We start from the raw sequence: 20,208 nt of genomic DNA on the forward strand, positions 1-20,208 counted from the left end.
ACTCGGTATGACGGAAATGGCACTGACCCCGGAACAATTACAGGCGATGATCGAAATGTCCGGCACCATCAATATGGAGGTTTTTTATTGGTGGTGTACAGGGCTGATGGTCATCATTCACGCAGGTTTTCTGGCGTATGAAATGGGCGCGTCACGGCTGAAAAATGCCTTGGCGTCGGGCGTGAAAAATATCCTCGCCTTTGCCTTTATTATTCCGACGTTTTTCTTCTTTGGCTGGTGGATTTATCTGGCCATGTACGGCGGCTTTATTCCCGACTTTGAAGCCGGTGCCGGTGGCGTTCCCTGGCTGTCGGCCATGGGCCCGAACATAATGGATAATGGCACCGGTATTTTCTGGGGCGCCTTTGTTCTCTTTGCCGCCACGACTGCCTCGATTTTTTCCGGCGCGGTGATCGAACGCATTCGCATGAGTTCCTTTATTATCTTGGCGATAGTGCTCGGCTCTGGGGTGTGGATTCTCGGTGCGTCCTGGGGGTGGCACGGTGATGGCTGGCTGACCACCAAATGGGGTTTCCACGATTTCGGTGCCGCCGGTTGTGTGCACATGGTGGCCGGTTTCTTTGCCCTGGGTGTGATCATCAACCTCGGCCCTCGTATCGGGCGCTTTGCCGCGGACGGTACACCGATCGTCATCAAAGGCCACAGTGCACCGATGAGCATCATCGGACTGATGTTGATCATCGTAGGGTTCTTCGGCTTCCTCGGTGGCTGCATCATCTACAACACGGGCGCGCAGTGGACGACCATTTTTGGCACGCCAACCACGTTGTCAGCGGTCAGCTTTAATACCTTGATGGCATTCTCTGGCGGTATTATTGGTGCCTACTTTATTACCCGTCAGCCGTTCTGGATGATGTCCGGTGCACTGGCCGGTATTTTCTCGGCCGCTCCTGGCCTGGATCTGTACTACCCGCCGCTGGCATTTTTGCTGGGCATTATCGGTGGCGTGGTTACGCCGCTGGCTGACAAATTCATCACCTCAAAGTTTAAACTGGATGACGCCGTCGGCGCTTTTTCGGTGCACGGCGTGGGAGGTCTGATCGGCGTGGTCAGCCTGGGTATTTTCTCGGGGTATCCGAACGTGAACGGCCCGGATGTCAGCTTTTTTGGTCAACTGGCGAGTGCCGGTGTGATGGCTGCACTGGGCTTTATTCCCGGCTATGTGCTGTCGTTGATCATGGCCAAATTTGGTGTGCTGCGGGTACCGCCGAAAGCTGAAATTGCAGGGCTTGATCTGGTAGAAGTACCGCTGGAAGCCTATCCCGAAGCCGTGCCGGCTTCCAAACCTGATAACAGCGGCACTGGTGCTGCTGTCACTGCTTAAGGAGAGTCATCATGGCCAGTCCTATCACCACGTGGGAAGGCGCAGAAGCGGTCTTCACCTTTGCCGACAAACCCGCAGTTGTGTTTGGTATTTTTGTACTGTCGGTGATCGTGACTGTTGGCGTCATCATCTCGACCTACAAACACGAAAACCACAGCTATATTGATTATCAGGAATAAAGCAGTACCGATTAAAATGCCGGAGTTCGACTCCGGCGTTTTGCGTTAATCAAGGCAGGAAAGTATGGCGTCCTATTCGTTTGACTGTTACGGCAACCGCTGGCACTTCGAAGATTTAAAAACCTTGCTGGCAAAAGCCACACCCTTGCGTTCAGGCGATCAACTCGCGGGTGTTGCTGCTGAATCGGCGGAGCAACGCGTGGCCGCGCAAATGGCGCTGGCAGATGTGCCGTTAAAGACGTTTCTCAACGACTTGGTCATTCCTTATGAACGTGACGAAGTCAGTCGTCTGATTGTCGATACACACGATGCTGTCGCAATGGCACCGGTGGCGTCGTTAACCGTCGGGGAGTTCCGCAATTGGCTGTTGTCCGATGCGGCCAATGCCACCAGCCTGCGCAAACTGGCACCAGGATTAACGCCGGAAATGGTCTCCGCCGTCAGTAAAATTATGCGCGTGCAAGATTTGATTTTAGTGGCACAGAAGTGCGAAGTCGTGACCGCCTTTCGCAATACCATTGGCCTGTCCGGCCGCATGGCGACGCGTCTGCAACCGAACCACCCAACCGACGATCCAGCGGGCATTGCCGCCAGCGTGCTTGATGGTTTGTTGTACGGCAATGGCGATGCGGTGATCGGAATTAATCCCGCCACTGACAGTCCGCAAGCGGTCATGACGTTGATGAAAATGCTCGACGATGTGATCCAGCATTATGACATTCCCGCCCAGTCCTGTGTGCTTACTCACGTCAGTACGCACCTTCAGGCGATGCAAAAAGGTGCCCCGGTTGATCTGGTGTTTCAGTCCATCGCCGGTACTGAAAAAGCCAATAAAAGTTTTGGTATTGATCTGGCGTTATTAGCCGAAGCGCATCAGGCCGCACTGGCATTAAAACGTGGCACGGTTGGCAACAACGTCATGTATTTTGAAACCGGACAGGGCAGCGCCTTGTCTGCTAATGCGCACCACGATGTCGACCAGCAAACCTGTGAAGTGCGTGCCTATGCCGTGGCGCGCGCCTTCGATCCATTGCTTGTCAATACGGTCGTCGGGTTTATTGGCCCGGAGTATTTATTTAACGGTAAGCAGATCATCCGTGCCGGCCTGGAGGATCACTTCTGCGGCAAGCTGCTCGGCCTGCCGATGGGGTGTGATATTTGTTACACCAACCACGCCGATGCCGATCAGGACGACATGGACATGCTGTTGACGCAACTGGCGGTGGCGGGCGTGAATTTTATTATGGGCATTCCCGGCAGCGACGACATCATGCTCAATTATCAGACCACCAGCTTTCACGATGCGCTCTACGTGCGTGATGTGTTAGGCAAGCAACCCGCGCCGGAATTCGACGCCTGGTTACAGCGCATGGGCATTTTTTCCGAGTCAGGGCGGCTGTCAGTAGGCGATCAATTACCCGCCGCCTTTCAGAACACTCTGGGGCACCATTTTTAATGGCCGACCAACCAAAAACCGTACAGGAAAACCGCTGGCAGCGACTGCGCGAATACACTGACGCGCGCATTGGTCTGGGCCGCAGTGGCATCAGTTTGCCGACGCAACACCACCTGGATTTTCAACTGGCGCATGCTGCTGCGCGCGATGCGGTAAAACGCCCCATCGACTGGCGCGAACTGGATGCAGTGATGCAAGCGTCGGGTGTTCCAGCTCTGGCGTTGCACAGTCAGGCAGAGGATCGAAATCAGTATTTGCAACGTCCGGACCTGGGCCGAAAACTCAATGCCGATTCGGCGCAACAACTGATGCGCTGGCGTGAACAACACGGCGCACCGCAGGTCGTCATCGTTATTGCCGATGGATTGTCGTCGACAGCCGTTGAGGTACAGGCCCCGAAGATGGTGCAACAATTATTGCCCGATATCGCTCAGTTAAATGTGCAGACGGCGTTGCTGTGCCGTGTCGATCAGGGTCGGGTTGCCATTGGTGATGACATTGCTGAACGCACCGGTGCCGATCATCTCGTCCTGTTGGTCGGCGAACGCCCAGGCCTGAGTTCGCCCGACAGTCTGGGCATTTATTACACCTTTCACGCCGGCCAAGACAGCAGCGATGCCGACCGCAATTGCGTGTCGAACATTCGACCGGCCGGCCTCGCCTTTGCCGAAGCCAGCCGCCGATTGTGTTGGCTAATGCGTGAGGCGGCCAAGCTGGGTTATTCCGGAGTAAAGCTTAAGGACGACTCCGCCAGTGACATTCTGGAAGCGCCGACGCACAACAACTTTCTGGTGCCCAAAGCCGACGGCTGACGCACCGCTTCATACGGTGATTGCAGCCACCAGTCGCCTGACTAAGGGGGCCACCACCGCAACGGTGGGGAACGCAATGGGCCAGGTGGTCAGGCAACTGTTCAGCCATTGTCGCCCAAAGGTTGCGCTAAAACCTTGTGACATCAGCAACACAAAAGCAGTGACCACGCAGACCATAATGGCCGATAAAATGGCGCTGAATAGCCAGGGTGAATAGCGCGCGGGAATACGCATCGGTCACTCCTTAAAGGGATAATGGGTGGCGAAAAAGCTGAATCAGCACGGCACTGCCGTAGAGCCCGAAACCGAACAGCAGGTGAGTGATCAGGCTGTGCAGCCGAGCAGAATTCGGGTGCGCTGTTTTCGCCGCGGCAATGCCCAAGCCCATGCCCGGCTGCATCAAAAGAAACGGCGCCATCACTGTCACCAGGCCGACCACTAACGCGGGGAGCAAGGTGGGCTTTGTTAGCCAATGCTCGCCCTGCCAAGCGATCAGCGCTGCAGCAAAGCTGACCCCAATGGCGTAATGAGCGCACCAACCTAGCCAGGCTTCACCGGGCACCGCCGGGGCTTGCTGTATATTGGGCGATTGCAATCGTCCGGCAGGAATGCCCGCCATCCAGCGCCAAACCAGACCAAAGTCTGGCTTGGTCACGCCCAGCCACTGGGCGCGGACCAAACTCCACAGATCAATGAACGCCGTTGCCGCCACGCCCATCAGTAAGGTGCTTAACCAAAGATTCATAAAAACGCCTGTTTATTTGTTGGTGAGAGGTTAGGCTACAACCTCAAGTTAACTTTAGGTCAAGCGCGAAGATGGACATTGGCGAGGTTTCGCAACGCAGTGGACTGACGGTGTCGACATTGCGGTATTACGAGGAGAAAGGACTGATCCGCTCGATTGGGCGGAATGGCTTGCGTCGTCAATTCAACGCTAACGTGGTTGAACGCCTGGCGTTGATCCGTTTGGGTCGGTCGGCGGGTTTATCGCTAGATGACATCGCTCCCATGCTCGGCGTGCCGGGTACGCCCAACATCGATCGACAACGGCTGGCTGATCAGGCCGATCAGCTTGATCAAACCATCAAACAATTAACGGCGATGCGCGATGGGTTGCGTCACGCCGTGAATTGTCAGGCTCCGAGCTACATGGAATGTCCTTCGTTCCAGCGGTTATTAAAAGGGGCGACGGTGACGGCCGTGCGCCAGCAAAAACGGACCAAACCGTCGACCCGACGCCGTGGATAATTACAGGTCTTTCACCAACCTCAAGGCGTCATAAATGGCTGCATGAGTATTGCGCGACGACACTGCATCGCCAATACGAAACAACTGAAAGGTGCCCGTATCGTTGCGAATCACTTCCTGTGATTCACCGGCAATCAAGGCGTCGTAATTCACTTCGCCGCCATTGGATGAGTGCGGTTTTAAGTCGAAATACAGATCATCCAGCGGGCGGTTACCGTAGTTCACCACGACCTGATCGACGCGCCGTTGTTGCGCAATACTGAGGTAGTCACTGCCGACGGTGGCCACCAATTCGGCGTCGTCTTTGGTGACCGAGGTTAATCGATAGGTCGGCGTAAAACGGACATTATCGCGCTGAAGCTTGCGCATATAAGGCACCAGATTCATCGCCATAATTTCTGGCGACACGCTGCGATCCGGCGTCATGATTTCCAGTTCAGCACCGCTGGCCGCGATGATCTCGGCAGCCTGCAATGCGGGATGATCACCGGCTTCATCGAATAGTAAAACGCGTGCGCCGGGTTTCACGTGGCCGGATAAAATGTCCCAGCTCGACACTGTTAATTCATGGCCGTTGCTGGGCTGATCGTCAATCGGGAAACCGCCGGTGGCGACAATCACCGCATCCGGTTTTTCGGCCAGCACGTCGTCGGCTTCCGCCCAGCAGTTATAACGAAATTCGACACCCAGTCGTTCGCATTCGGCCACGCGCCAATCGGTAATGGCGATCATCTCGCGACGACGTTCGCTTTGTGCCGTGAGCCGAATCTGACCGCCAGCATCGCTCATGGCTTCCATGACCACGACGGTGTGTCCGCGCTCGGCGGCCACGCGAGCGGCTTCCAGGCCGCCGGGCCCGGCGCCGATGACCACTACTTTGCGGGTCACGTCGGCCGGTTCAATATCCTGCGGCATGGTGGTTTCGCGCCCGGTCGCGGCGTTGTGAATGCAGTAAGCCGCGCCGCCTTGATAAATGCGGTCGAGACAGTAATTTGCACCAACGCACGGACGAATGCGATCTTCCTGGCCGGCCATCAGTTTGCGCACGATGTGGGGATCGGCCATGTGCGCTCGGGTCATGCCGATCATATCGACCTTGCCGGTTTCGATGGCGTAACGAGCGGTGCCGATGTCCTGAATTTTGGCGCCGTGAAAGGTGGGGAAATCGGTGTGCTTGCGAATCTCACCGGCAAATTCCAGGTGCGGCGCGCTGCGCATGCCTTGCACCGGAATCACATCCGTTAAACCCGGGTCGGTATCAATATGACCACGCACCACATTGAGAAAATCAACCAGGCCGCTGTCTTTTAAGCGCTGCGAAATGCCGAACCCTTCTTCAGCGGTCAGGCCGCCGTCGAGCATTTCGTCGCCGGTGTAACGCACCCCCAATAAAAAATCGGGGCCGACGCGTTCGCGGATGGCGCCGAGCACGTCAAAGGTAAAACGCAAACGGTTATCCAGATGACCGCCGTAAGGGGCTTCGAGTGTGTTGGTTAACGGCGACCAGAACTGATCCATTAAATGACCGTAGGCCTGTAATTCCAAACCATCGAGACCGGCTGCCTGCATGCGTTCGGCGGCATCGGCGTAATCACGGATCAGGCGTTCGATGTCCCAGTCTTCAACTTGCTTGGCAAAGGCACGGTGGGCCATTTCGCGTTGGCTGGATGCCGAAAGAGTGGGCAGCCAGTCGGCTTTGTCCCAGCGCGTGCGTCGTCCCAGATGCGTCAGCTGAATCATCACCGCCGTGCCGTAGTCGTGACATTCGTCGGTCAGATCACGCAGCCAGGGCACCACCTCATCCTGGTAGGCGAGGATGTTGTTGAACACCGGCGGGCTGTCTTTGGCAACCGAGGCGGAACCGGCGGTCATGGTCAGACCGATGCCGGCTTTGGCACGCTCAACGTGGTAAGCCCGATAGGCTTCCTTGGGCATGCCATCCACCGGGTAGGCCGGTTCGTGGGCGGTCAGCATCAGGCGGTTTTTCAGCGTCAGATGCTTCAGTTGGTAGGGCTGCAACAACGGATCAAGGGCCATGACGAGCCTCGGCTTGGGTGGGCGAGCCGTCAACTTAGCGATGACTGTACATAGGTGTCAATATATAAGACACTGATGTACATCTTGTGTCGTATATGGACCATCATGACCGCTCATACGGAGAAAGGCGCCGATAAGGGGCGCGCGGAAGACTGGCTGAACCTGGCCTATGAAACCCTGGTTCGTTCCGGTGTCGAGGCGGTAAAAATTCAACCGCTGGCTAAGGCGATGAACACCTCGCGCACCAGTTTTTACTGGTTTTTCAAAGACCGTGATGCCTTGCTCAGTCAGCTCATCGAGCGCTGGAAAAACACCAACACCCAGGGACTGGTGGGTCAGACTGAGCGCTATGCCGAAAACGTGATGGAAGCCATGCTGAATGTGTTCGATTGCTGGCTGGAGCCGAAGCTGTTTGATGCCGACTTTGAATACGCCGTGCGCCATTGGGCACTGCAATCGAGCGATGTCGCTGACGCCGTTGCCGAGGCCGACGAGCGTCGGTTGGCAGCACTGCGCGCCATGCTTAAACGTTATGACTATCCCGATGGTGAAGCCGATGTCCGGGCGCGGACCATCTATTTAACGCAGATTGGCTACATCTCCATGCGCACTCAGGAAGATTTAAGCGAGCGCCTGAGCCGGATGGCGGAATACGTGCGCGTTTTCACCGGACGAACGTGTACGGACGGTGATCTGGCGCGCTTTGTAGCACGCCATCACGATGACCCGAAAGGCTGGTTGGAAACACATCAAAGCCAGACGCTGGAAACCTGGCTGGCCGATCGTTGAGGTCGATCAGGGTTGGCGTGGGTGTGCTTCGACGCCGCTGGGTAGCTCGAACCAATCCTGCTTCTCACTCACCCAGACGTGCAAGGTCGGTTGAATCACCCGGGTGTCTTCCAGGGTGCTGGGTTTGAGTTTGATGTGCTCCGGGTCAGCCGGATTAAAGTGGTAGATACGATTGCCACAGTCAGGGCAGAAAGCGGCACCATTGGTGTTGCCGCTGTCGGATGTGCGTTCCCAGAATTTCAGTTCGCCATGAAGGGTGAGAGCGCTGGCTTTCACCAGGGCGGTCACACTGAACGCACTGGTCGACAGCTTCTGGCACTGGCGGCAATGGCAGGCCATGACTTTTAACGGCGGCTCGGCCAGTTCGTAGGTAATGCCACCACATTGGCACGCACCTTTGAGCGGATATTTAAGGTCGGTCATCGTCGGGATCCGGCGGTTGGCAAGGGGCTTTAATTTCCCTGCTTTTTGGAGATTTGGCAAATGCAAGATCACACACGCATCGGCATCATCGGTGGTTTTGGCTGGATGGGACGTTCGCTGGGGCGGGCCGCTTTGGCACAAGGCATTATCGAACCGGCGCAATTAATCGTCTCGTCGCGTTCACCGCAAGCGGCCGTTTATGCCGACTGGCCGGGCGTTGAGATTACCACTGATAATCAGCAATTGGTTGAGCAGGCAGACCTGATTGTTTTATCGGTCCGCCCGCAGGATTTGCCCGCGTTGTCGGTAAATGCACACGGCAAAACGGTGGTTTCTCTGTTGGCAATGACCGATGCCGATCAACTGAAACAGTCGTTGGGAACCCACCGCATCGTGCGTGCCATGCCGAATGCCGCCGCCGAAATTGGCCGGGCGTTTTATCCGTGGTGGGCCACCGAAGCGGTGTCGCCAGCGGATCGCGACAGCGTGCAGCAACTGCTATCCAGCTGCGGCACGGCGCGTGAAGTGCCGACCGAAGCCGCTTTCAGTTATCTGGCTGCTTTGTCAGGCCCCGGTCCGGCGCTGCCGGCTTTGTTGGGCCGAGCGATGTTGGCGCATGCCAAAGCTCAGGGGCTGGATGATGAACTGGCACTGGAGGCCGTCTTGCAAACGCTGGCCGGTGGCAGTGAACTGTTGCTGCGCGAAGGCACCGACCCGACCGCCATGGTCGATACGCTGGTTGGTTATCAGGGTGTCAGCGCGGCAGCCTTGCAGACGTTGATCGACAGTGGCTTCGAGCAAAACCTGGCCGAGGCTTTAACGGCTGCGCATCAGGTTGAACTGAAAAACTCCGCACGATAAATCACTGCCATCTGGAAAACCCGGCAGATTCCCCCATTTGCTAAGGTGAAGCATTTTTTCAGGGCTTGAGAATGTATATCGGGGAACTCGCTCGTCGCACCGGCACCACACCCAAGGCGCTGCGTCATTATGAAAGCCTGGGCATTCTGCCGGCGCCGAGACGGCGTGGCCGCTATCGCGATTACAGCGAAGAACATCACCACTATGTCGAGTTCATTCAGTCGGCCAAAGCACTGGGGCTGACGCTGAACGAAATCCGTGCTGCTGGCCCGGTCGATCCGCAAGCGCCGTATTCGACCGGCGTTGCCGCCTTGCTGCAACGCAAACGTCAGGCACTTCACGACGACATTCAGCGTCGTCAACAGGCGCTCAATGCCATCGATCAATGCCTTAACGATTGGCAACGTTGTACTGACGCTTGACTTTGCCCTTAGGGTCAGACGCCAGACTGACGGTTCATTGTTTGAGGAGTAATAATGATGAGTCGCAAGATACTGGTGTTAAATGGCAACCCGAAAACCGATAGCCTGAGTAAGGCGTTGACCGAGCGCTATGTCGCTGCCGCCAAGGCGCAGCACGAGGTGCATCAACTGAATATCGGTGAAATGGATTTCGAGCCGGACCTGATCGAAGGCTATGATCGCGTCCAGCCGTTGGAAACTGACCTGGAAATCTTCCAGACCGAATTGCAGTGGGCCGACCATTGGGTTGTCGTCGCACCCACCTGGTGGGGTGGACCACCGGCCAAACTAAAAGGCTTGTTCGATCGCGCCCTGCACCCCGGTTTCGGTTTTAAATATCGACCCAATTCGCTGTTGCCTGAACGTCTGCTCACTGGCCGTAGCGCACGCTTAATTCTGACCATGGATACACCCATCTGGTACGACCGACTGGTGTTGAAAAAACCGGGTGTGCGCTTGCTAAAAACCGCAACGATGGAATTTTGCGGCATCAAACCGGTGCGGGTGACCAGCTTCGGTCCGGTGGTGAAATCCACCGAACAACAACGCCGGCGCTGGCTGGAAAAAGTGGCCCGCCTGGGAGCGGCAGGCCGCTAGTTGGTTTAGCTAATGGCTAAGCTGGCGCCCAATAAAGCAATGGCGGCGCCAGCCCAACGTTCCAGTTCTCGACCGGCCAGTTTCTGGCTGAGCGCGCCACTGGCCAGGCCGGCCAAATGCAACAACACCGTCGCCAATGCAAAGCCAGCAGCGTAACCAAAGGCGCTGCCATTGGCCGGCATTTCCAGGCCGTGCGCCAGACCATGAAAGACCGCAAATAAACCACAGCCGGCGGCTGCTAATACTGTCGGTACGCGTCCGGCCAACGCCAGGGCCAAACCGATGGCAACGCTGGAGGCAAGGATCATCGGCTCCATGGCAGGCAAGCTGAAGCCGGCCATACCCGCAGCACCACCAAGCAATAACGCCAGGACAAAACTGGCGGGTACCCAAAAGCGGGCAGAGCCGCCTAAGTAGGCTGCCCAGATGCCCACGGCGACCATGGCCAGCAGATGATCATAACCACCCAGAGGATGACCAAAACCAGACGCCAGACTGGCTTCGTGATGGCCGCTGTGTGCCAAGGCGAGCGATGGCAGAACCGCTACTAAACTCAGACTGATTCGAAGCAGATTTTTCATAACGTTCTCCTGAATTTAAACAACCGCTTGAGCCGGCGGCAGAGTTTTCGATTCGAGCATGCCTTCGCGCACGATGACGTCGATAACGGCATCCAAGCCTTCGGCTTTCTTCAAGTTGCAGAACACAAAGGGTTTGTCGCCGCGCATTGTTTTGGCATCGCGATCCATCACATCCAGATCGGCACCAACCAACGGCGCCAGGTCGGTTTTGTTGATAATCAGCAAGTCAGATTTGGTAATACCCGGACCGCCTTTGCGCGGTATTTTGTCGCCAGCAGACACATCGATCACATAGATGGTTAAGTCGGATAATTCCGGACTGAAGGTGGCGCTCAGGTTGTCGCCGCCGCTTTCGACAAAGACGACATCTAAAGCGCCATGGCGTGCAACCAGTTCATCAATGGCTGCAAGATTCATCGACGCATCTTCGCGAATAGCGGTGTGCGGACAGCCACCGGTTTCGACGCCCAGAATGCGATCGGCATCGAGCGCTTCGTGGCGCGTTAAGAAGTCGGCGTCTTCGCGGGTGTAGATGTCGTTGGTCACCACGGCAATGTCGTAGTGTTCGCGCAGCGCAGCGCAAAGCGAGCGCAATAAAGCGGTTTTCCCGGAACCTACTGGGCCGCCGACACCGACGCGTAAGGTTTGTTTGTTGTGGCTCATTCTGTTGTCTCCTTAAGATCGAAACAGACGACTGTATTGATGTTCGTGTTGGGCGCTGGCGATGGCGAGCGCGGGTAAGCCGGCGCCGATGGCGTCGTCATTTAAGTTTTCTGCGCTGGCCAGTGCGGCCGGAATCTCCGGTTGTAATTCGCCGAGTAATTTCTGCGCATCGGTCTGGCCCAGTGGGACCAGTTTTGTGGCGGCGGCAACCTGGTTTTCCAGCCAGGCCCAGCTGTAGCCAAAGGCAGCGGCCTGCGCATTAATGCCCCAGCGCGACGCGGCGATGGCAAAGGCGGTAACAAAGCTCAACTCGGTCGCCGGGGCGAACGGCAAGGGCATATCGAGGTGTCGCAACAGTCTCGCCAAGGCGGCACCCATGGCAGTGTCGGTCAGGCGTAATTCTTTGGTTTCGCGACACGCCAGCGCGAGGTCATTCCATTCGCTGAGTTGGTCAACGTTGCCGTTCTCGTTAGCGTTGAGTGCGCGCAGCAGTAACGGCAAATCCAGCCGCGCCAGCGACAGTTTCATCTGTGCCGACAAGTACTCGCGTGTGCTGTCTCGGTCGGTCAGCCAACCGTTTTCGATCGCGCTTTCCAAGCCTTGTGAAAACGAAAATCCGCCCACCGGTAAGCTCAGACTCGCCAACTGCAACAGCCTTAACAGGCTGCCATCAGTGGTGGTGATGACCATGGCTATAAGCTCCGGATTCTGGATTAAAAATTGCCATCTCCGCTTCGGTGGTTAAACCCAGGCCGTGCAGCATGTCTTCCAATACATGGTCGGGTTGAATGCGCAACCAGCGCTCGCCAACTTCCACTTTGGTGTGGCGGTTGCCCAGGTGATAACAGGCGCGGGCGAAGGTTGGCCAGTCGTCGCAACGCGCGATCACGGTGGCTTCGAGCGCGCCTTTTACTTGCAGGTGACGGCCGCATTCACTCTTTAATATTTCGCCGACCGCAAGAGGGCGACCACGTTCTAAAAATAAGCGAACTTCTTCGCCGTTGTCAGCGAACACTCTGAGTCGGCCTTTTTCGCGTTGTTCAAAAGTCAGGGTGACACCGGCTTCGGAATCAACCGGGGTTTGGGTGCCTAGACGTTCGTGGATATTGAGCATGTGTTTGGTCCTGTGGTAATGGATCCGCCCCAGGCTCGGGTGCGACTTCAGTGACACGCTGTAAATCCTTCCCTGGACGCTCGACGGCAGCATCCCTGCTGCCGACGGTCACTGAAGTCGCACCCGAGCCCGGGGCTGTGTCTGTGCTAGAACAAACAATACCGCTGCGCTAATGGCAGTTCGGTGGCTGGTTCGCAGGTCAGTAACTTGCCATCGGCCCGCACTTCATAGGTTTGCGGATCGACGCTGACATCCGGTTGCCAGTCGTTCAGTTTCATATCGCTTTTGCGGATATTGCGGGTGTTTTTGCAGGCGACTAACGGACGCGTTAATCCCAATTGTTTGCCGATGTCGGCATCGAGCGATGCCTGGCTGACAAAGGTGATGGAGGTTTGTGCCGCGGCCTGGCCATAAGCACCAAACATGGGCCGGTAGTGCACCGGCTGTGGTGTGGGAATGGACGCATTCGGGTCGCCCATGGGGGCGGCGGCAATCATGCCGCCTTTTAAAATCATCGCCGGTTTGATGCCAAAAAAGGCAGGCTTCCACAGCACCAGATCGGCCAGTTTGCCTGGCTCAATAGAACCGATGTCTTCAGCAATGCCATGGGTGATGGCGGGGTTGATGGTGTACTTGGCAACGTAGCGACGGGCGCGGAAATTATCGCAACCCAGATCGAGATCTTCCGCCAATAAACCGCGCTGCTTTTTCATCTTGTCAGCGGTTTGCCAGGTGCGAGTAATGACTTCACCGACCCGACCCATGGCCTGAGAGTCGGAAGCGATCATGCTGAACGCACCGAGGTCGTGGAATAAATCTTCAGCGGCAATGGTTTCTTTGCGAATGCGCGAATCGGCGAAGGCAACGTCTTCGGGAATGCGCGCATCCAGATGGTGGCACACCATCAACATGTCGAGGTGTTCGTCGATGGTGTTGACGGTATAAGGCCGCGTCGGGTTCGTGGACGACGGCAATACGTTGGACTGCGCGCAGGCTTTAATAATGTCCGGAGCATGGCCGCCACCGGCACCTTCAGTGTGGTAGGTGTGAATCACCCGGTCTTTAAATGCCCCAAGGGTGTCATCGACAAAACCCGATTCGTTCAGCGTGTCGGTGTGAATCGCGACCTGCACATCGTATTTTTCAGCGACGCTCAAACAATTGTCGATGGCCGCCGGTGTGGTGCCCCAATCTTCATGCAGCTTTAATCCACACGCACCCGCGAGGATTTGTTCTTCCAGAGCTTCCGGCTGGCTGCCATTGCCTTTGCCCAAAAATCCCAGGTTCATCGGCATCGTATCGGTGCTTTGCAACATCTTGCCTAAATACCACGGGCCGGGTGTGCAGGTGGTCGCTTTGGTGCCGGTGGCTGGGCCGGTGCCGCCGCCAATCATGGTGGTCACACCGGACATCAAGGCTTCTTCAATTTGCTGTGGGCATATAAAATGAATGTGCGCATCAATGCCGCCGGCGGTGACAATGTTGCCTTCACCGGCAATCACTTCAGTGCCGGGGCCGATGATGATATCGACGTCATCCATGATGTCTGGGTTGCCGGCTTTACCGAGTGTTTCAATACGGCCACCGCGAATGCCGATGTCGGCTTTAACGATGCCCCAGTAATCGAGCACCAACGCATTGGTGATCACCAGATCAACCGCGGTTGCATTGCTCTGTTGGCTTTGCCCCATGCCGTCGCGTATCACTTTGCCGCCGCCGAATTTCACTTCGTCGCCGTACTGACTGTGGTCCGCTTCCACCTGTATCCATAAATCGGTATCGCCGAGGCGAACTTTGTCACCGGTGGTGGGGCCGAACATCTGCGCATAACTTTGGCGATCGATCGAACTCATTGTTGCTTCTCCTTCGGCAAAGCGCCCATGACTTCAGCGCGAAAGCCCTGAACAACGCGCTTGCCCACAAAGGGCACCAAGGTGACGGTGCGCGACTGCCCTGGTTCAAAACGCACGGCGGTGCCTGCGGCAATGTCGAGGTGAAAACCAAGGGCGGCGGTGCGATCGAAATGCAGAGCCGGGTTGGTTTCGGCGAAGTGATAATGCGAACCAACCTGTACTGGCCGGTCACCACTGTTTTCAACACTCAGCGTCAGCCGCTTGCGGCCGGTATTCAGTTCAATGTCGCCATCGGCAACCTGAATTTCTCCGGGAATCATGGTCGTCTCCTCAGGCAATGGGGTGGTGAACGGTGACCAGCTTGGTGCCGTCCGGAAACGTGGCTTCGACCTGCACCTCATCGATCATGTCAGCAATGCCCTCCATCACCTGGTCGGCACTGAGCAGCTCTTTGCCGTCGCTCATCAATTCGGCCACGGTTTTGCCATCACGCGCGCCTTCGGCAATCGCCAGACTGATGTAGGCCACCGCCTCGGGATAATTCAGTTTCAGACCGCGAGCCAAGCGACGTTCGGCCAGGAGTCCGGCGGTAAACACCAGCAGTTTGTCTTTTTCTCGGGGCAACAATTCCATAACGATTTCCTCAACCTAAGCGGTGATTCAGGTATTCCAAACACGGGGTGGACAGGCCGCCATACCGATCAATGCCGGCCGTAACAGCGACCAGCACTGGTTGAATAATTCACGCAGTGGTTCGGCTCGGTTGGCCAGGGCGCGCACGGTGATAAAGTGGCCCACCTGACTGACACCGGCCAAAGGTTCGCGCTGACACAGTGCGCGTAATTCATCCAGTAATTTATGGTTTTCCTGACCAAAAGGGCCTGCGACCAGCAACCCATTGACGGCGTGTTGGCGCAGACCCGCGCTGCCATAAACGGCTTCACGATGAGCGTGCTGTACGGCAAAGTTTTCGCGCAAAACCACTTTGCCAGCCTGACGTATTTGCAGGCGCTGTTGCAGTTCACCATCTTCCAGATCACGCGCGCTGGCAGGCCAGCCCAGGCTGGTAATTTCCCAACCGATAAAGCGCGACCCGGCATCGAGTTCAACGTCGGTATCCAGTCGTGCACGGGCGTTGGGGTAGATGATGTTTTCCTGTGGCAACCATTCCAGAACACCGGCGTTAGCCACGGTTAACTGATTGCGTTGGTACTGCAGGGCGCCATCGCTTCGAGCGCGATAAGCGCGGCCGGCTCCGGGTGTGGTAATCAGCGCATGAGCGTCAGACTCGACCTTGATGGCAATGCGCAGATCATCGCCCGAGACCAACCCGCCGGGTGGGTGTAACAAATAAGCGTGCGCGCAATGTGCGCCTTCTGGATAGAACGCCTTTTGCACATACAGCGGGCCCTGATGGCGGCAGCGAACCAGACGCGTACCGCGCGCGCTGTTGGCAAAGCCGAGGCCCAGCCAGGCATCCCAATGGCTGGCAACGGTGGTGGCGGGCAAGTCGACTCGGCTGTTCATAACGCGAGTCCTTACACCGCCAGATGTTGACGAATCAGATCGTCGGTCAGGTTGGCCATCTGGTCGCTGGCGACGATGCGGCCTTTTTCCATTAAGCGGAATTCCTGACCCACACGCCGGGCAAAGCCGAGTTTCTGTTCCACCAAAATGACCGTGAGCCCATCTTCGCGTTGCAGACGCTGAATCACATCGCCAATTTGCGCCACAATGTTCGGCTGAATGCCTTCGTTGGGTTCGTCGAGAATCAGCACTTTCGGATCGAGCACCAGGGCGCGACCGATCGCCAGTTGCTGCTGTTGACCGCCGGATAAATCGCCGCCCCGCCGGTGCATCATTTCTGCCAGCACCGGAAACAGATCGAAGATTTTTTCCGGGATCTTTTTGGCTTTGTCCGGGCGCGCCTTCAAACCGATGCGCAAGTTTTCTTCAACCGTCAATAGCGGAAAAATATCGCGGCCTTGTGGCACATAACCGATGCCGGTGCGCGCACGCGTTTCGGCTGATTTATGGTGAATGCTGTCGCCATCGAAAATAATTTCGCCACTTTTTATGGGCAGCAAACCCATCAGACATTTCAGTAAGGTGGTTTTGCCCACGCCGTTGCGTCCCATAATGCAGGTACAGGCGCCGGGTTGAATGTCCAGATCGAGGTCCCACAGAATCTGGGTGCCGCCGTAGAGTTGGTTAAGACCGCGCAGTTCAATCATGCTTCTTCCCCCAGGTACACCTCGATCACATCCGGGTGGTTCTGAATCTGGTCCATGGTGCCTTCAGCCAACACCGAGCCTTGGTGCAGCACGGTGACGGTGCGGGCAATGGAACGTACAAAAGCCATGTCGTGTTCGACCACTATCACCGTGCGCTCACCAGCCAGTGACGTCAGTAATTCGGCGGTGCGGTCGGTCTCTTCGGCCGTCATGCCGGCGACCGGTTCGTCGATGAGCAACAGCCGAGGGTCGGCCACGAGCAACATGCCGATTTCCAGCCACTGTTTTTGGCCGTGCGATAAACTGCCAGCTAGCATCAGGCGTTGTCCGCTTAGGCCTATGGTTGTTAATACCGAGTCAATGCGATCGATGTCGGAAGAGGACAGCCGTGCCATTAATGTGGGCCACAAACCCTTGCGGCTTTTCATCGCCAGCTCGAGGTTGTCGAAAACCGTCTGAGCTTCAAAGACGGTCGGCTTTTGAAACTTCCGTCCAATACCGAGCTGGGCCACTTCGGCTTCAGAGTGCTTGAGCAAATCGATGGTCTGGCCAAAAAATGCGCGTCCGGAATCGCAGGCGGTCTTACCGGTAATCACATCCATTAAGGTGGTTTTTCCGGCGCCGTTGGCACCGATCAGACAGCGCAATTCACCGTCGTTTACATAGAGGTTTAAGTCGTTCAACGCTTTAAAACCGTCGAAGCTGACGCTCAAACTTTCAACGTACAAAATGACTTGATGCGACACGTCTACCGGCACGTGAGACGGCGCTAAAAACGGCCAGACGTGATCGCGATCGAGAATAGGAGAGGTCGTCATGCGGCGGGCTCCTCAGTCGTCTTCGAGGGTTTAAAACGCGAGCGCAACTGGCCGACGAGACCGACCAGACCTTTGGGCAGAAAGAGCGTGACCAGTACAAAAAGACCGCCGAGAATAAATAACCATCCGTCGGGCAGAATGGCGGTAAAACGCGTCTTGGCGTAATTAACCAGCAGTGCTCCCACGACCGCACCATAGAGCGTGCCGCGACCGCCGACGGCCACCCAGACCACCAATTCAATCGACTTCAGCGGTGCAAATTCACCGGGATTAATAATGCCGACCTGAGGCACGTAGAGTGCTCCGGCAATGCCCGCAATGACTGCGGAATAAACAAACAGACCGACCTTGTAGCGTTCGGTTCGGTAACCGAGAAAACGCACCCGGTTTTCGCCATCACGAATGGCTTCAACCACCTTGCCAAAACGCGATTTCAGTATCGCCTGACTGAGGACATAGACCCCACCCAGAATCACGGCGGTGATGGCAAACAGGGCTACGCGGGTGGTGTCGGACTGCAGATCAAAACCGAGCAAGTCTTTGAAATCGGTCAGGCCATTGTTGCCACCAAAACCCATTTCATTGCGGAAGAAGGCAAGCATTAGGGCGTAGGTCAACGCCTGGGTGATGATCGATAAATAGACGCCGGTGACGCGTGAATGAAACGCCAGCCAGCCGAACACAAAGGCGAGCAAACCGGGTACAAATACCACCATCAGCATGGCGAACCAAAACTGGTCCATCCCCAGCCAGAACCAGGGCAGTTCGTCCCAGTTCAGGAACACCATAAAGTCGGGCAGGATGGGGTTGCCATAGACACCGCGATCGCCGATCTGGCGCATTAAATACATGCCCATGGCGTAACCGCCGAGCGCAAAGAAAGCGCCATGCCCCAGACTTAAAATGCCGCAGTAACCCCAGATCACATCCACTGACAGCGCCAGCAAGGCGTAGCTTAAATATTTGCCGAGCAAGGTGATGGTGTAAGTCGAGACATGCAGTGCCGAGGTTTCCGGTATCAGCAAATTACCCAGCGAAGCCAACAAGGTGACGCCGAATAAGATCGCCACGAACGGCAGCGTTTTGCTGCCCGGTGCGCGGCCCAGTGACAGAAAGTGCATAACGGCGTTCATTCAGCGGCCCTCCCACGTTGCGGGAACAGACCCTTGGGTCGCTTCTGAATAAACAGAATGATGAACACCAGAACCAACGTCGTGGCGAGCACCGTTCCGGTAATCGGCTCCAGGAATTTATTGGCAACACCCAGACTGAAGGCGGCAACCAAGGTGCCGTACAAATTACCGACGCCGCCGAACACGACGACCATAAAGGAGTCGATGATGTACGACTGACCAAGGTTCGGCCCGACGTTGGTGAGCTGGCTTAACGCCACACCACCGACGCCAGCGATACCAGAACCCAGACCAAACGTCAGCGCATCCACCCAGTCGGTTTTGATGCCCATGGCTTTGGCCATGGCGCGGTTTTGCGAAACAGCGCGCACCTGTAAACCGAGGGCGGTTTTTTTCATGATCAGAACCAGCAACGCAAACACAATGAGTGCGAAGATCAGAATGTAGAGTCGGTTAAACGTCAGCGATAACGCCGGGTTGATTTGCCACGAACCGCTGAGCCAATCCGGCGCGACAACGCGACGGTTCAAAGGTGAGAAAATGGTGCGCACCAGCTGTTGCAAAATCAGGCTGATGCCGAAGGTGGCGAGCAGAGTTTCCAGTGGGCGGCCATGCAGAAAACGGATCACGCAGCGTTCAATCAAAACCCCCACGCTGCCAGCCACCAAGAAGGCCATAGGAATCGCCACCCAGATGGATTGGTTAATGGCGTTGGGCATCAATTGCTGCACCACAAAGGTGGTGTAGGCACCCAGCATGAGCATTTCGCCGTGCGCCATATTGATCACGCCCATCACGCCGAAGGTGATGGCCAGACCAAAAGCAGCGAGCAACAGCACCGAACCGAGGCTCAGACCAAAAAAGAGTTGGTCTACGTAGCCGTAAAAGGTGAATTTTTGTTCGATGCTGTTTAAGGATTCAGCGGCAGCATTCTGTACGGCTTCTGGTGCGTCTTCGTCTTCAGCCAAGCGAGCTAGGGCATTGCGTACCGCGTTTTGCAAACTGCTGCTGAGTTCGCCAATGGCTTGTACTCGAGCGCCGACCTGATCGCTGCTTTGAGCGGTGTATAAATTCAGGGCGGTATCGAGCGCCTGTTGAACCTTGGCGTTTTGTTCGTCGGCACGCAGCACATCAAGTTGGGCGATGGTGTCGGCGTTGAGTTGAGTCAGTAATTCATTGACGGCGGCTTCGCGAATGGCCGGATCGGGTGCGGTCAGTTTTAAACGCGCCAGCGCATCGTTGAGGTAACGACGCAGGCGATTGTTAACGCGAACTTTGGTGACATTGTCTTCGTTGAGCGAGGCGATCACCTCACCACTGAGAATGCCGATGTAAGGTGCGTCGCCGGTATTTGGGTCGGCGGCAACCAGGGTTTGGTCAGCATCGCGGTAATAGAGATTGCCGTTAAACAGGGCGTCGAACAGTGGCAACAAACGCGGGTCGCCTTCGGCTTCCAGTGCTTCTAATAATGACTGGGTTTCGGCCAGGCTGGCTTCGGTTAGTTCACCAAGGCGTTGTTCAAACAGCGACTCCGCCAGCGCTGTACTGGTCAGCAGCCAGAGCGTGGCCCAAAGGCAAAGACGTTTCACAGCGAAACCTCCAAA

At 56.3% G+C, this 20,208-nt stretch carries 25 protein-coding genes; 9 read left to right on the top strand and 16 right to left on the bottom strand.

Annotated features, from left to right (window positions below; all coding sequences use genetic code 11):
* Positions 1–7: 7 nt before the first annotated feature.
* The 4 genes from BGP77_RS07145 (at position 8) to eutC (ending at position 3,792) form a co-directional block, all read left to right on the top strand.
* A complete protein-coding gene (locus tag BGP77_RS07145) occupies positions 8–1,345 on the top strand; it encodes an ammonium transporter (protein WP_199224209.1) in 1,338 nt (445 codons plus the stop codon).
* A gap of 11 nt (positions 1,346–1,356) precedes the next feature.
* Positions 1,357–1,524: a hypothetical protein gene (locus BGP77_RS18050; RefSeq protein WP_158269305.1), complete on the top strand. Its 168-nt coding sequence runs from the start codon at positions 1,357–1,359 to the stop codon at positions 1,522–1,524.
* Between the two features lie 64 nt (positions 1,525–1,588).
* Positions 1,589–2,980 (top strand): ethanolamine ammonia-lyase subunit EutB, encoded by a 1,392-nt coding sequence (locus BGP77_RS07150; protein ID WP_108164022.1) that lies wholly within the window; start codon positions 1,589–1,591, stop codon positions 2,978–2,980.
* Positions 2,980–3,792, top strand: coding sequence for an ethanolamine ammonia-lyase subunit EutC (gene eutC / locus BGP77_RS07155; RefSeq protein ID WP_108164023.1), 813 nt, complete (start codon positions 2,980–2,982; stop codon positions 3,790–3,792). The genes BGP77_RS07150 and eutC overlap by 1 nt, the downstream gene beginning before the upstream one ends.
* A gap of 9 nt (positions 3,793–3,801) precedes the next feature.
* Here eutC and BGP77_RS07160 read toward each other — a convergent pair whose 3' ends face one another.
* Together BGP77_RS07160 and BGP77_RS07165 are read right to left on the bottom strand one after the other, a co-directional pair.
* Positions 3,802–4,026 (bottom strand): DUF2798 domain-containing protein, encoded by a 225-nt coding sequence (locus tag BGP77_RS07160; protein WP_199224210.1) that lies wholly within the window; start codon positions 4,024–4,026, stop codon positions 3,802–3,804.
* A gap of 10 nt (positions 4,027–4,036) precedes the next feature.
* Complete coding sequence (locus BGP77_RS07165) at positions 4,037–4,537, bottom strand: DUF2938 domain-containing protein (RefSeq protein WP_108164024.1); 501 nt, start codon at positions 4,535–4,537, stop codon at positions 4,037–4,039.
* A gap of 71 nt (positions 4,538–4,608) precedes the next feature.
* On the opposite strand from BGP77_RS07165, the gene BGP77_RS07170 reads away from it, so the two are divergent.
* Complete coding sequence (locus BGP77_RS07170) at positions 4,609–5,040, top strand: helix-turn-helix domain-containing protein (RefSeq protein ID WP_108164025.1); 432 nt, start codon at positions 4,609–4,611, stop codon at positions 5,038–5,040.
* On the opposite strand, the gene BGP77_RS07175 is transcribed toward BGP77_RS07170, so the two are convergent.
* A complete protein-coding gene (locus BGP77_RS07175; RefSeq protein ID WP_108164026.1) occupies positions 5,041–7,077 on the bottom strand; it encodes an NADH:flavin oxidoreductase in 2,037 nt (678 codons plus the stop codon).
* Between the two features lie 105 nt (positions 7,078–7,182).
* Between BGP77_RS07175 and BGP77_RS07180 the strand changes: the two genes are divergently transcribed.
* Positions 7,183–7,866 carry a TetR/AcrR family transcriptional regulator gene (locus BGP77_RS07180; protein WP_108164027.1) on the top strand — a complete coding sequence of 228 codons (684 nt, stop codon included), beginning with the start codon at positions 7,183–7,185 and terminating at the stop codon, positions 7,864–7,866.
* A 6-nt stretch (positions 7,867–7,872) separates the two neighbouring features.
* Here the strand turns inward: BGP77_RS07180 and BGP77_RS07185 are convergent, their stop codons facing one another.
* Positions 7,873–8,289 (bottom strand): GFA family protein, encoded by a 417-nt coding sequence (locus BGP77_RS07185; protein WP_108164028.1) that lies wholly within the window; start codon positions 8,287–8,289, stop codon positions 7,873–7,875.
* A 60-nt stretch (positions 8,290–8,349) separates the two neighbouring features.
* On the opposite strand from BGP77_RS07185, the gene BGP77_RS07190 reads away from it, so the two are divergent.
* The 3 genes from BGP77_RS07190 to BGP77_RS07200 all read left to right on the top strand — a co-directional run bounded on the left by BGP77_RS07190 (position 8,350) and on the right by BGP77_RS07200 (position 10,208).
* Positions 8,350–9,150: a pyrroline-5-carboxylate reductase gene (locus BGP77_RS07190; protein WP_108164029.1), complete on the top strand. Its 801-nt coding sequence runs from the start codon at positions 8,350–8,352 to the stop codon at positions 9,148–9,150.
* A 71-nt stretch (positions 9,151–9,221) separates the two neighbouring features.
* Positions 9,222–9,572 carry a MerR family transcriptional regulator gene (locus tag BGP77_RS07195; RefSeq protein ID WP_108164030.1) on the top strand — a complete coding sequence of 117 codons (351 nt, stop codon included), beginning with the start codon at positions 9,222–9,224 and terminating at the stop codon, positions 9,570–9,572.
* 54 nt (positions 9,573–9,626) lie between these two features.
* Complete coding sequence (locus BGP77_RS07200; protein ID WP_199224211.1) at positions 9,627–10,208, top strand: NAD(P)H-dependent oxidoreductase; 582 nt, start codon at positions 9,627–9,629, stop codon at positions 10,206–10,208.
* A 5-nt stretch (positions 10,209–10,213) separates the two neighbouring features.
* On the opposite strand, the gene BGP77_RS07205 is transcribed toward BGP77_RS07200, so the two are convergent.
* The 12 genes from BGP77_RS07205 to urtB form a co-directional block, all read right to left on the bottom strand.
* Positions 10,214–10,789 (bottom strand): HupE/UreJ family protein, encoded by a 576-nt coding sequence (locus tag BGP77_RS07205; protein ID WP_108164032.1) that lies wholly within the window; start codon positions 10,787–10,789, stop codon positions 10,214–10,216.
* A gap of 15 nt (positions 10,790–10,804) precedes the next feature.
* Positions 10,805–11,452 carry an urease accessory protein UreG gene (ureG, locus tag BGP77_RS07210; RefSeq protein ID WP_108164033.1) on the bottom strand — a complete coding sequence of 216 codons (648 nt, stop codon included), beginning with the start codon at positions 11,450–11,452 and terminating at the stop codon, positions 10,805–10,807.
* Between the two features lie 12 nt (positions 11,453–11,464).
* Entirely contained in the window at positions 11,465–12,142 is a 678-nt protein-coding gene (locus tag BGP77_RS07215; RefSeq protein WP_108164034.1) for an urease accessory protein UreF, read from the bottom strand.
* Positions 12,123–12,566 carry an urease accessory protein UreE gene (gene ureE, locus BGP77_RS07220; protein ID WP_108164035.1) on the bottom strand — a complete coding sequence of 148 codons (444 nt, stop codon included), beginning with the start codon at positions 12,564–12,566 and terminating at the stop codon, positions 12,123–12,125. Before ureE ends, BGP77_RS07215 begins: the two co-directional genes overlap by 20 nt.
* 146 nt (positions 12,567–12,712) lie before the next feature.
* Complete coding sequence (ureC, locus tag BGP77_RS07225; protein ID WP_108164036.1) at positions 12,713–14,419, bottom strand: urease subunit alpha; 1,707 nt, start codon at positions 14,417–14,419, stop codon at positions 12,713–12,715.
* On the bottom strand, positions 14,416–14,739 hold the full coding sequence (locus BGP77_RS07230) for an urease subunit beta (protein ID WP_108164037.1): 324 nt from the start codon (positions 14,737–14,739) through the stop codon (positions 14,416–14,418). Before BGP77_RS07230 ends, ureC begins: the two co-directional genes overlap by 4 nt.
* A 10-nt stretch (positions 14,740–14,749) precedes the next feature.
* Positions 14,750–15,052, bottom strand: a complete 303-nt coding sequence (gene ureA, locus BGP77_RS07235; RefSeq protein WP_108164038.1) for an urease subunit gamma — start codon at positions 15,050–15,052, stop codon at positions 14,750–14,752.
* Between the two features lie 27 nt (positions 15,053–15,079).
* Positions 15,080–15,946: an urease accessory protein UreD gene (locus BGP77_RS07240; protein ID WP_108164039.1), complete on the bottom strand. Its 867-nt coding sequence runs from the start codon at positions 15,944–15,946 to the stop codon at positions 15,080–15,082.
* Between the two features lie 11 nt (positions 15,947–15,957).
* Positions 15,958–16,653 (bottom strand): urea ABC transporter ATP-binding subunit UrtE, encoded by a 696-nt coding sequence (gene urtE, locus BGP77_RS07245; RefSeq protein ID WP_108164040.1) that lies wholly within the window; start codon positions 16,651–16,653, stop codon positions 15,958–15,960.
* Complete coding sequence (urtD, locus tag BGP77_RS07250; RefSeq protein ID WP_108164041.1) at positions 16,650–17,471, bottom strand: urea ABC transporter ATP-binding protein UrtD; 822 nt, start codon at positions 17,469–17,471, stop codon at positions 16,650–16,652. Before urtD ends, urtE begins: the two co-directional genes overlap by 4 nt.
* Complete coding sequence (urtC, locus tag BGP77_RS07255) at positions 17,468–18,604, bottom strand: urea ABC transporter permease subunit UrtC (RefSeq protein ID WP_108164042.1); 1,137 nt, start codon at positions 18,602–18,604, stop codon at positions 17,468–17,470. Before urtC ends, urtD begins: the two co-directional genes overlap by 4 nt.
* Positions 18,601–20,193 carry an urea ABC transporter permease subunit UrtB gene (urtB, locus tag BGP77_RS07260; protein ID WP_199224212.1) on the bottom strand — a complete coding sequence of 531 codons (1,593 nt, stop codon included), beginning with the start codon at positions 20,191–20,193 and terminating at the stop codon, positions 18,601–18,603. Before urtB ends, urtC begins: the two co-directional genes overlap by 4 nt.
* Between the last annotated feature and the right edge of the window lie 15 nt (positions 20,194–20,208).

Source organism: Saccharospirillum sp. MSK14-1, from assembly GCF_003054965.1.
In the GTDB taxonomy this organism is placed as follows: domain Bacteria; phylum Pseudomonadota; class Gammaproteobacteria; order Pseudomonadales; family Natronospirillaceae; genus Saccharospirillum.

Excerpts from the sequence above, each read along its gene's own strand:
- ureA (WP_108164038.1), bottom strand. The coding sequence starts at position 15,052 with ATGGAATTGTTGCCCCGAGAAAAAGACAAACTGCTGGTGTTTACCGCC.
- ureC (WP_108164036.1), bottom strand. The coding sequence starts at position 14,419 with ATGAGTTCGATCGATCGCCAAAGTTATGCGCAGATGTTCGGCCCCACC.
- BGP77_RS07190 (WP_108164029.1), top strand. The coding sequence starts at position 8,350 with ATGCAAGATCACACACGCATCGGCATCATCGGTGGTTTTGGCTGGATG.
- urtE (WP_108164040.1), bottom strand. The coding sequence starts at position 16,653 with ATGATTGAACTGCGCGGTCTTAACCAACTCTACGGCGGCACCCAGATT.
- BGP77_RS07180 (WP_108164027.1), top strand. The coding sequence starts at position 7,183 with ATGACCGCTCATACGGAGAAAGGCGCCGATAAGGGGCGCGCGGAAGAC.
- BGP77_RS07145 (WP_199224209.1), top strand. The coding sequence starts at position 8 with ATGACGGAAATGGCACTGACCCCGGAACAATTACAGGCGATGATCGAA.
- BGP77_RS07195 (WP_108164030.1), top strand. The coding sequence starts at position 9,222 with ATGTATATCGGGGAACTCGCTCGTCGCACCGGCACCACACCCAAGGCG.
- BGP77_RS07160 (WP_199224210.1), bottom strand. The coding sequence starts at position 4,026 with ATGCGTATTCCCGCGCGCTATTCACCCTGGCTATTCAGCGCCATTTTA.
- urtC (WP_108164042.1), bottom strand. The coding sequence starts at position 18,604 with ATGAACGCCGTTATGCACTTTCTGTCACTGGGCCGCGCACCGGGCAGC.
- BGP77_RS07175 (WP_108164026.1), bottom strand. The coding sequence starts at position 7,077 with ATGGCCCTTGATCCGTTGTTGCAGCCCTACCAACTGAAGCATCTGACG.
- BGP77_RS07165 (WP_108164024.1), bottom strand. The coding sequence starts at position 4,537 with ATGAATCTTTGGTTAAGCACCTTACTGATGGGCGTGGCGGCAACGGCG.
- BGP77_RS07230 (WP_108164037.1), bottom strand. The coding sequence starts at position 14,739 with ATGATTCCCGGAGAAATTCAGGTTGCCGATGGCGACATTGAACTGAAT.
- ureG (WP_108164033.1), bottom strand. The coding sequence starts at position 11,452 with ATGAGCCACAACAAACAAACCTTACGCGTCGGTGTCGGCGGCCCAGTA.
- BGP77_RS07215 (WP_108164034.1), bottom strand. The coding sequence starts at position 12,142 with ATGGTCATCACCACCACTGATGGCAGCCTGTTAAGGCTGTTGCAGTTG.
- urtD (WP_108164041.1), bottom strand. The coding sequence starts at position 17,471 with ATGACGACCTCTCCTATTCTCGATCGCGATCACGTCTGGCCGTTTTTA.
- BGP77_RS07185 (WP_108164028.1), bottom strand. The coding sequence starts at position 8,289 with ATGACCGACCTTAAATATCCGCTCAAAGGTGCGTGCCAATGTGGTGGC.
- BGP77_RS07200 (WP_199224211.1), top strand. The coding sequence starts at position 9,627 with ATGATGAGTCGCAAGATACTGGTGTTAAATGGCAACCCGAAAACCGAT.
- eutC (WP_108164023.1), top strand. The coding sequence starts at position 2,980 with ATGGCCGACCAACCAAAAACCGTACAGGAAAACCGCTGGCAGCGACTG.
- BGP77_RS07205 (WP_108164032.1), bottom strand. The coding sequence starts at position 10,789 with ATGAAAAATCTGCTTCGAATCAGTCTGAGTTTAGTAGCGGTTCTGCCA.
- BGP77_RS18050 (WP_158269305.1), top strand. The coding sequence starts at position 1,357 with ATGGCCAGTCCTATCACCACGTGGGAAGGCGCAGAAGCGGTCTTCACC.
- BGP77_RS07240 (WP_108164039.1), bottom strand. The coding sequence starts at position 15,946 with ATGAACAGCCGAGTCGACTTGCCCGCCACCACCGTTGCCAGCCATTGG.
- ureE (WP_108164035.1), bottom strand. The coding sequence starts at position 12,566 with ATGCTCAATATCCACGAACGTCTAGGCACCCAAACCCCGGTTGATTCC.
- BGP77_RS07170 (WP_108164025.1), top strand. The coding sequence starts at position 4,609 with ATGGACATTGGCGAGGTTTCGCAACGCAGTGGACTGACGGTGTCGACA.
- BGP77_RS07150 (WP_108164022.1), top strand. The coding sequence starts at position 1,589 with ATGGCGTCCTATTCGTTTGACTGTTACGGCAACCGCTGGCACTTCGAA.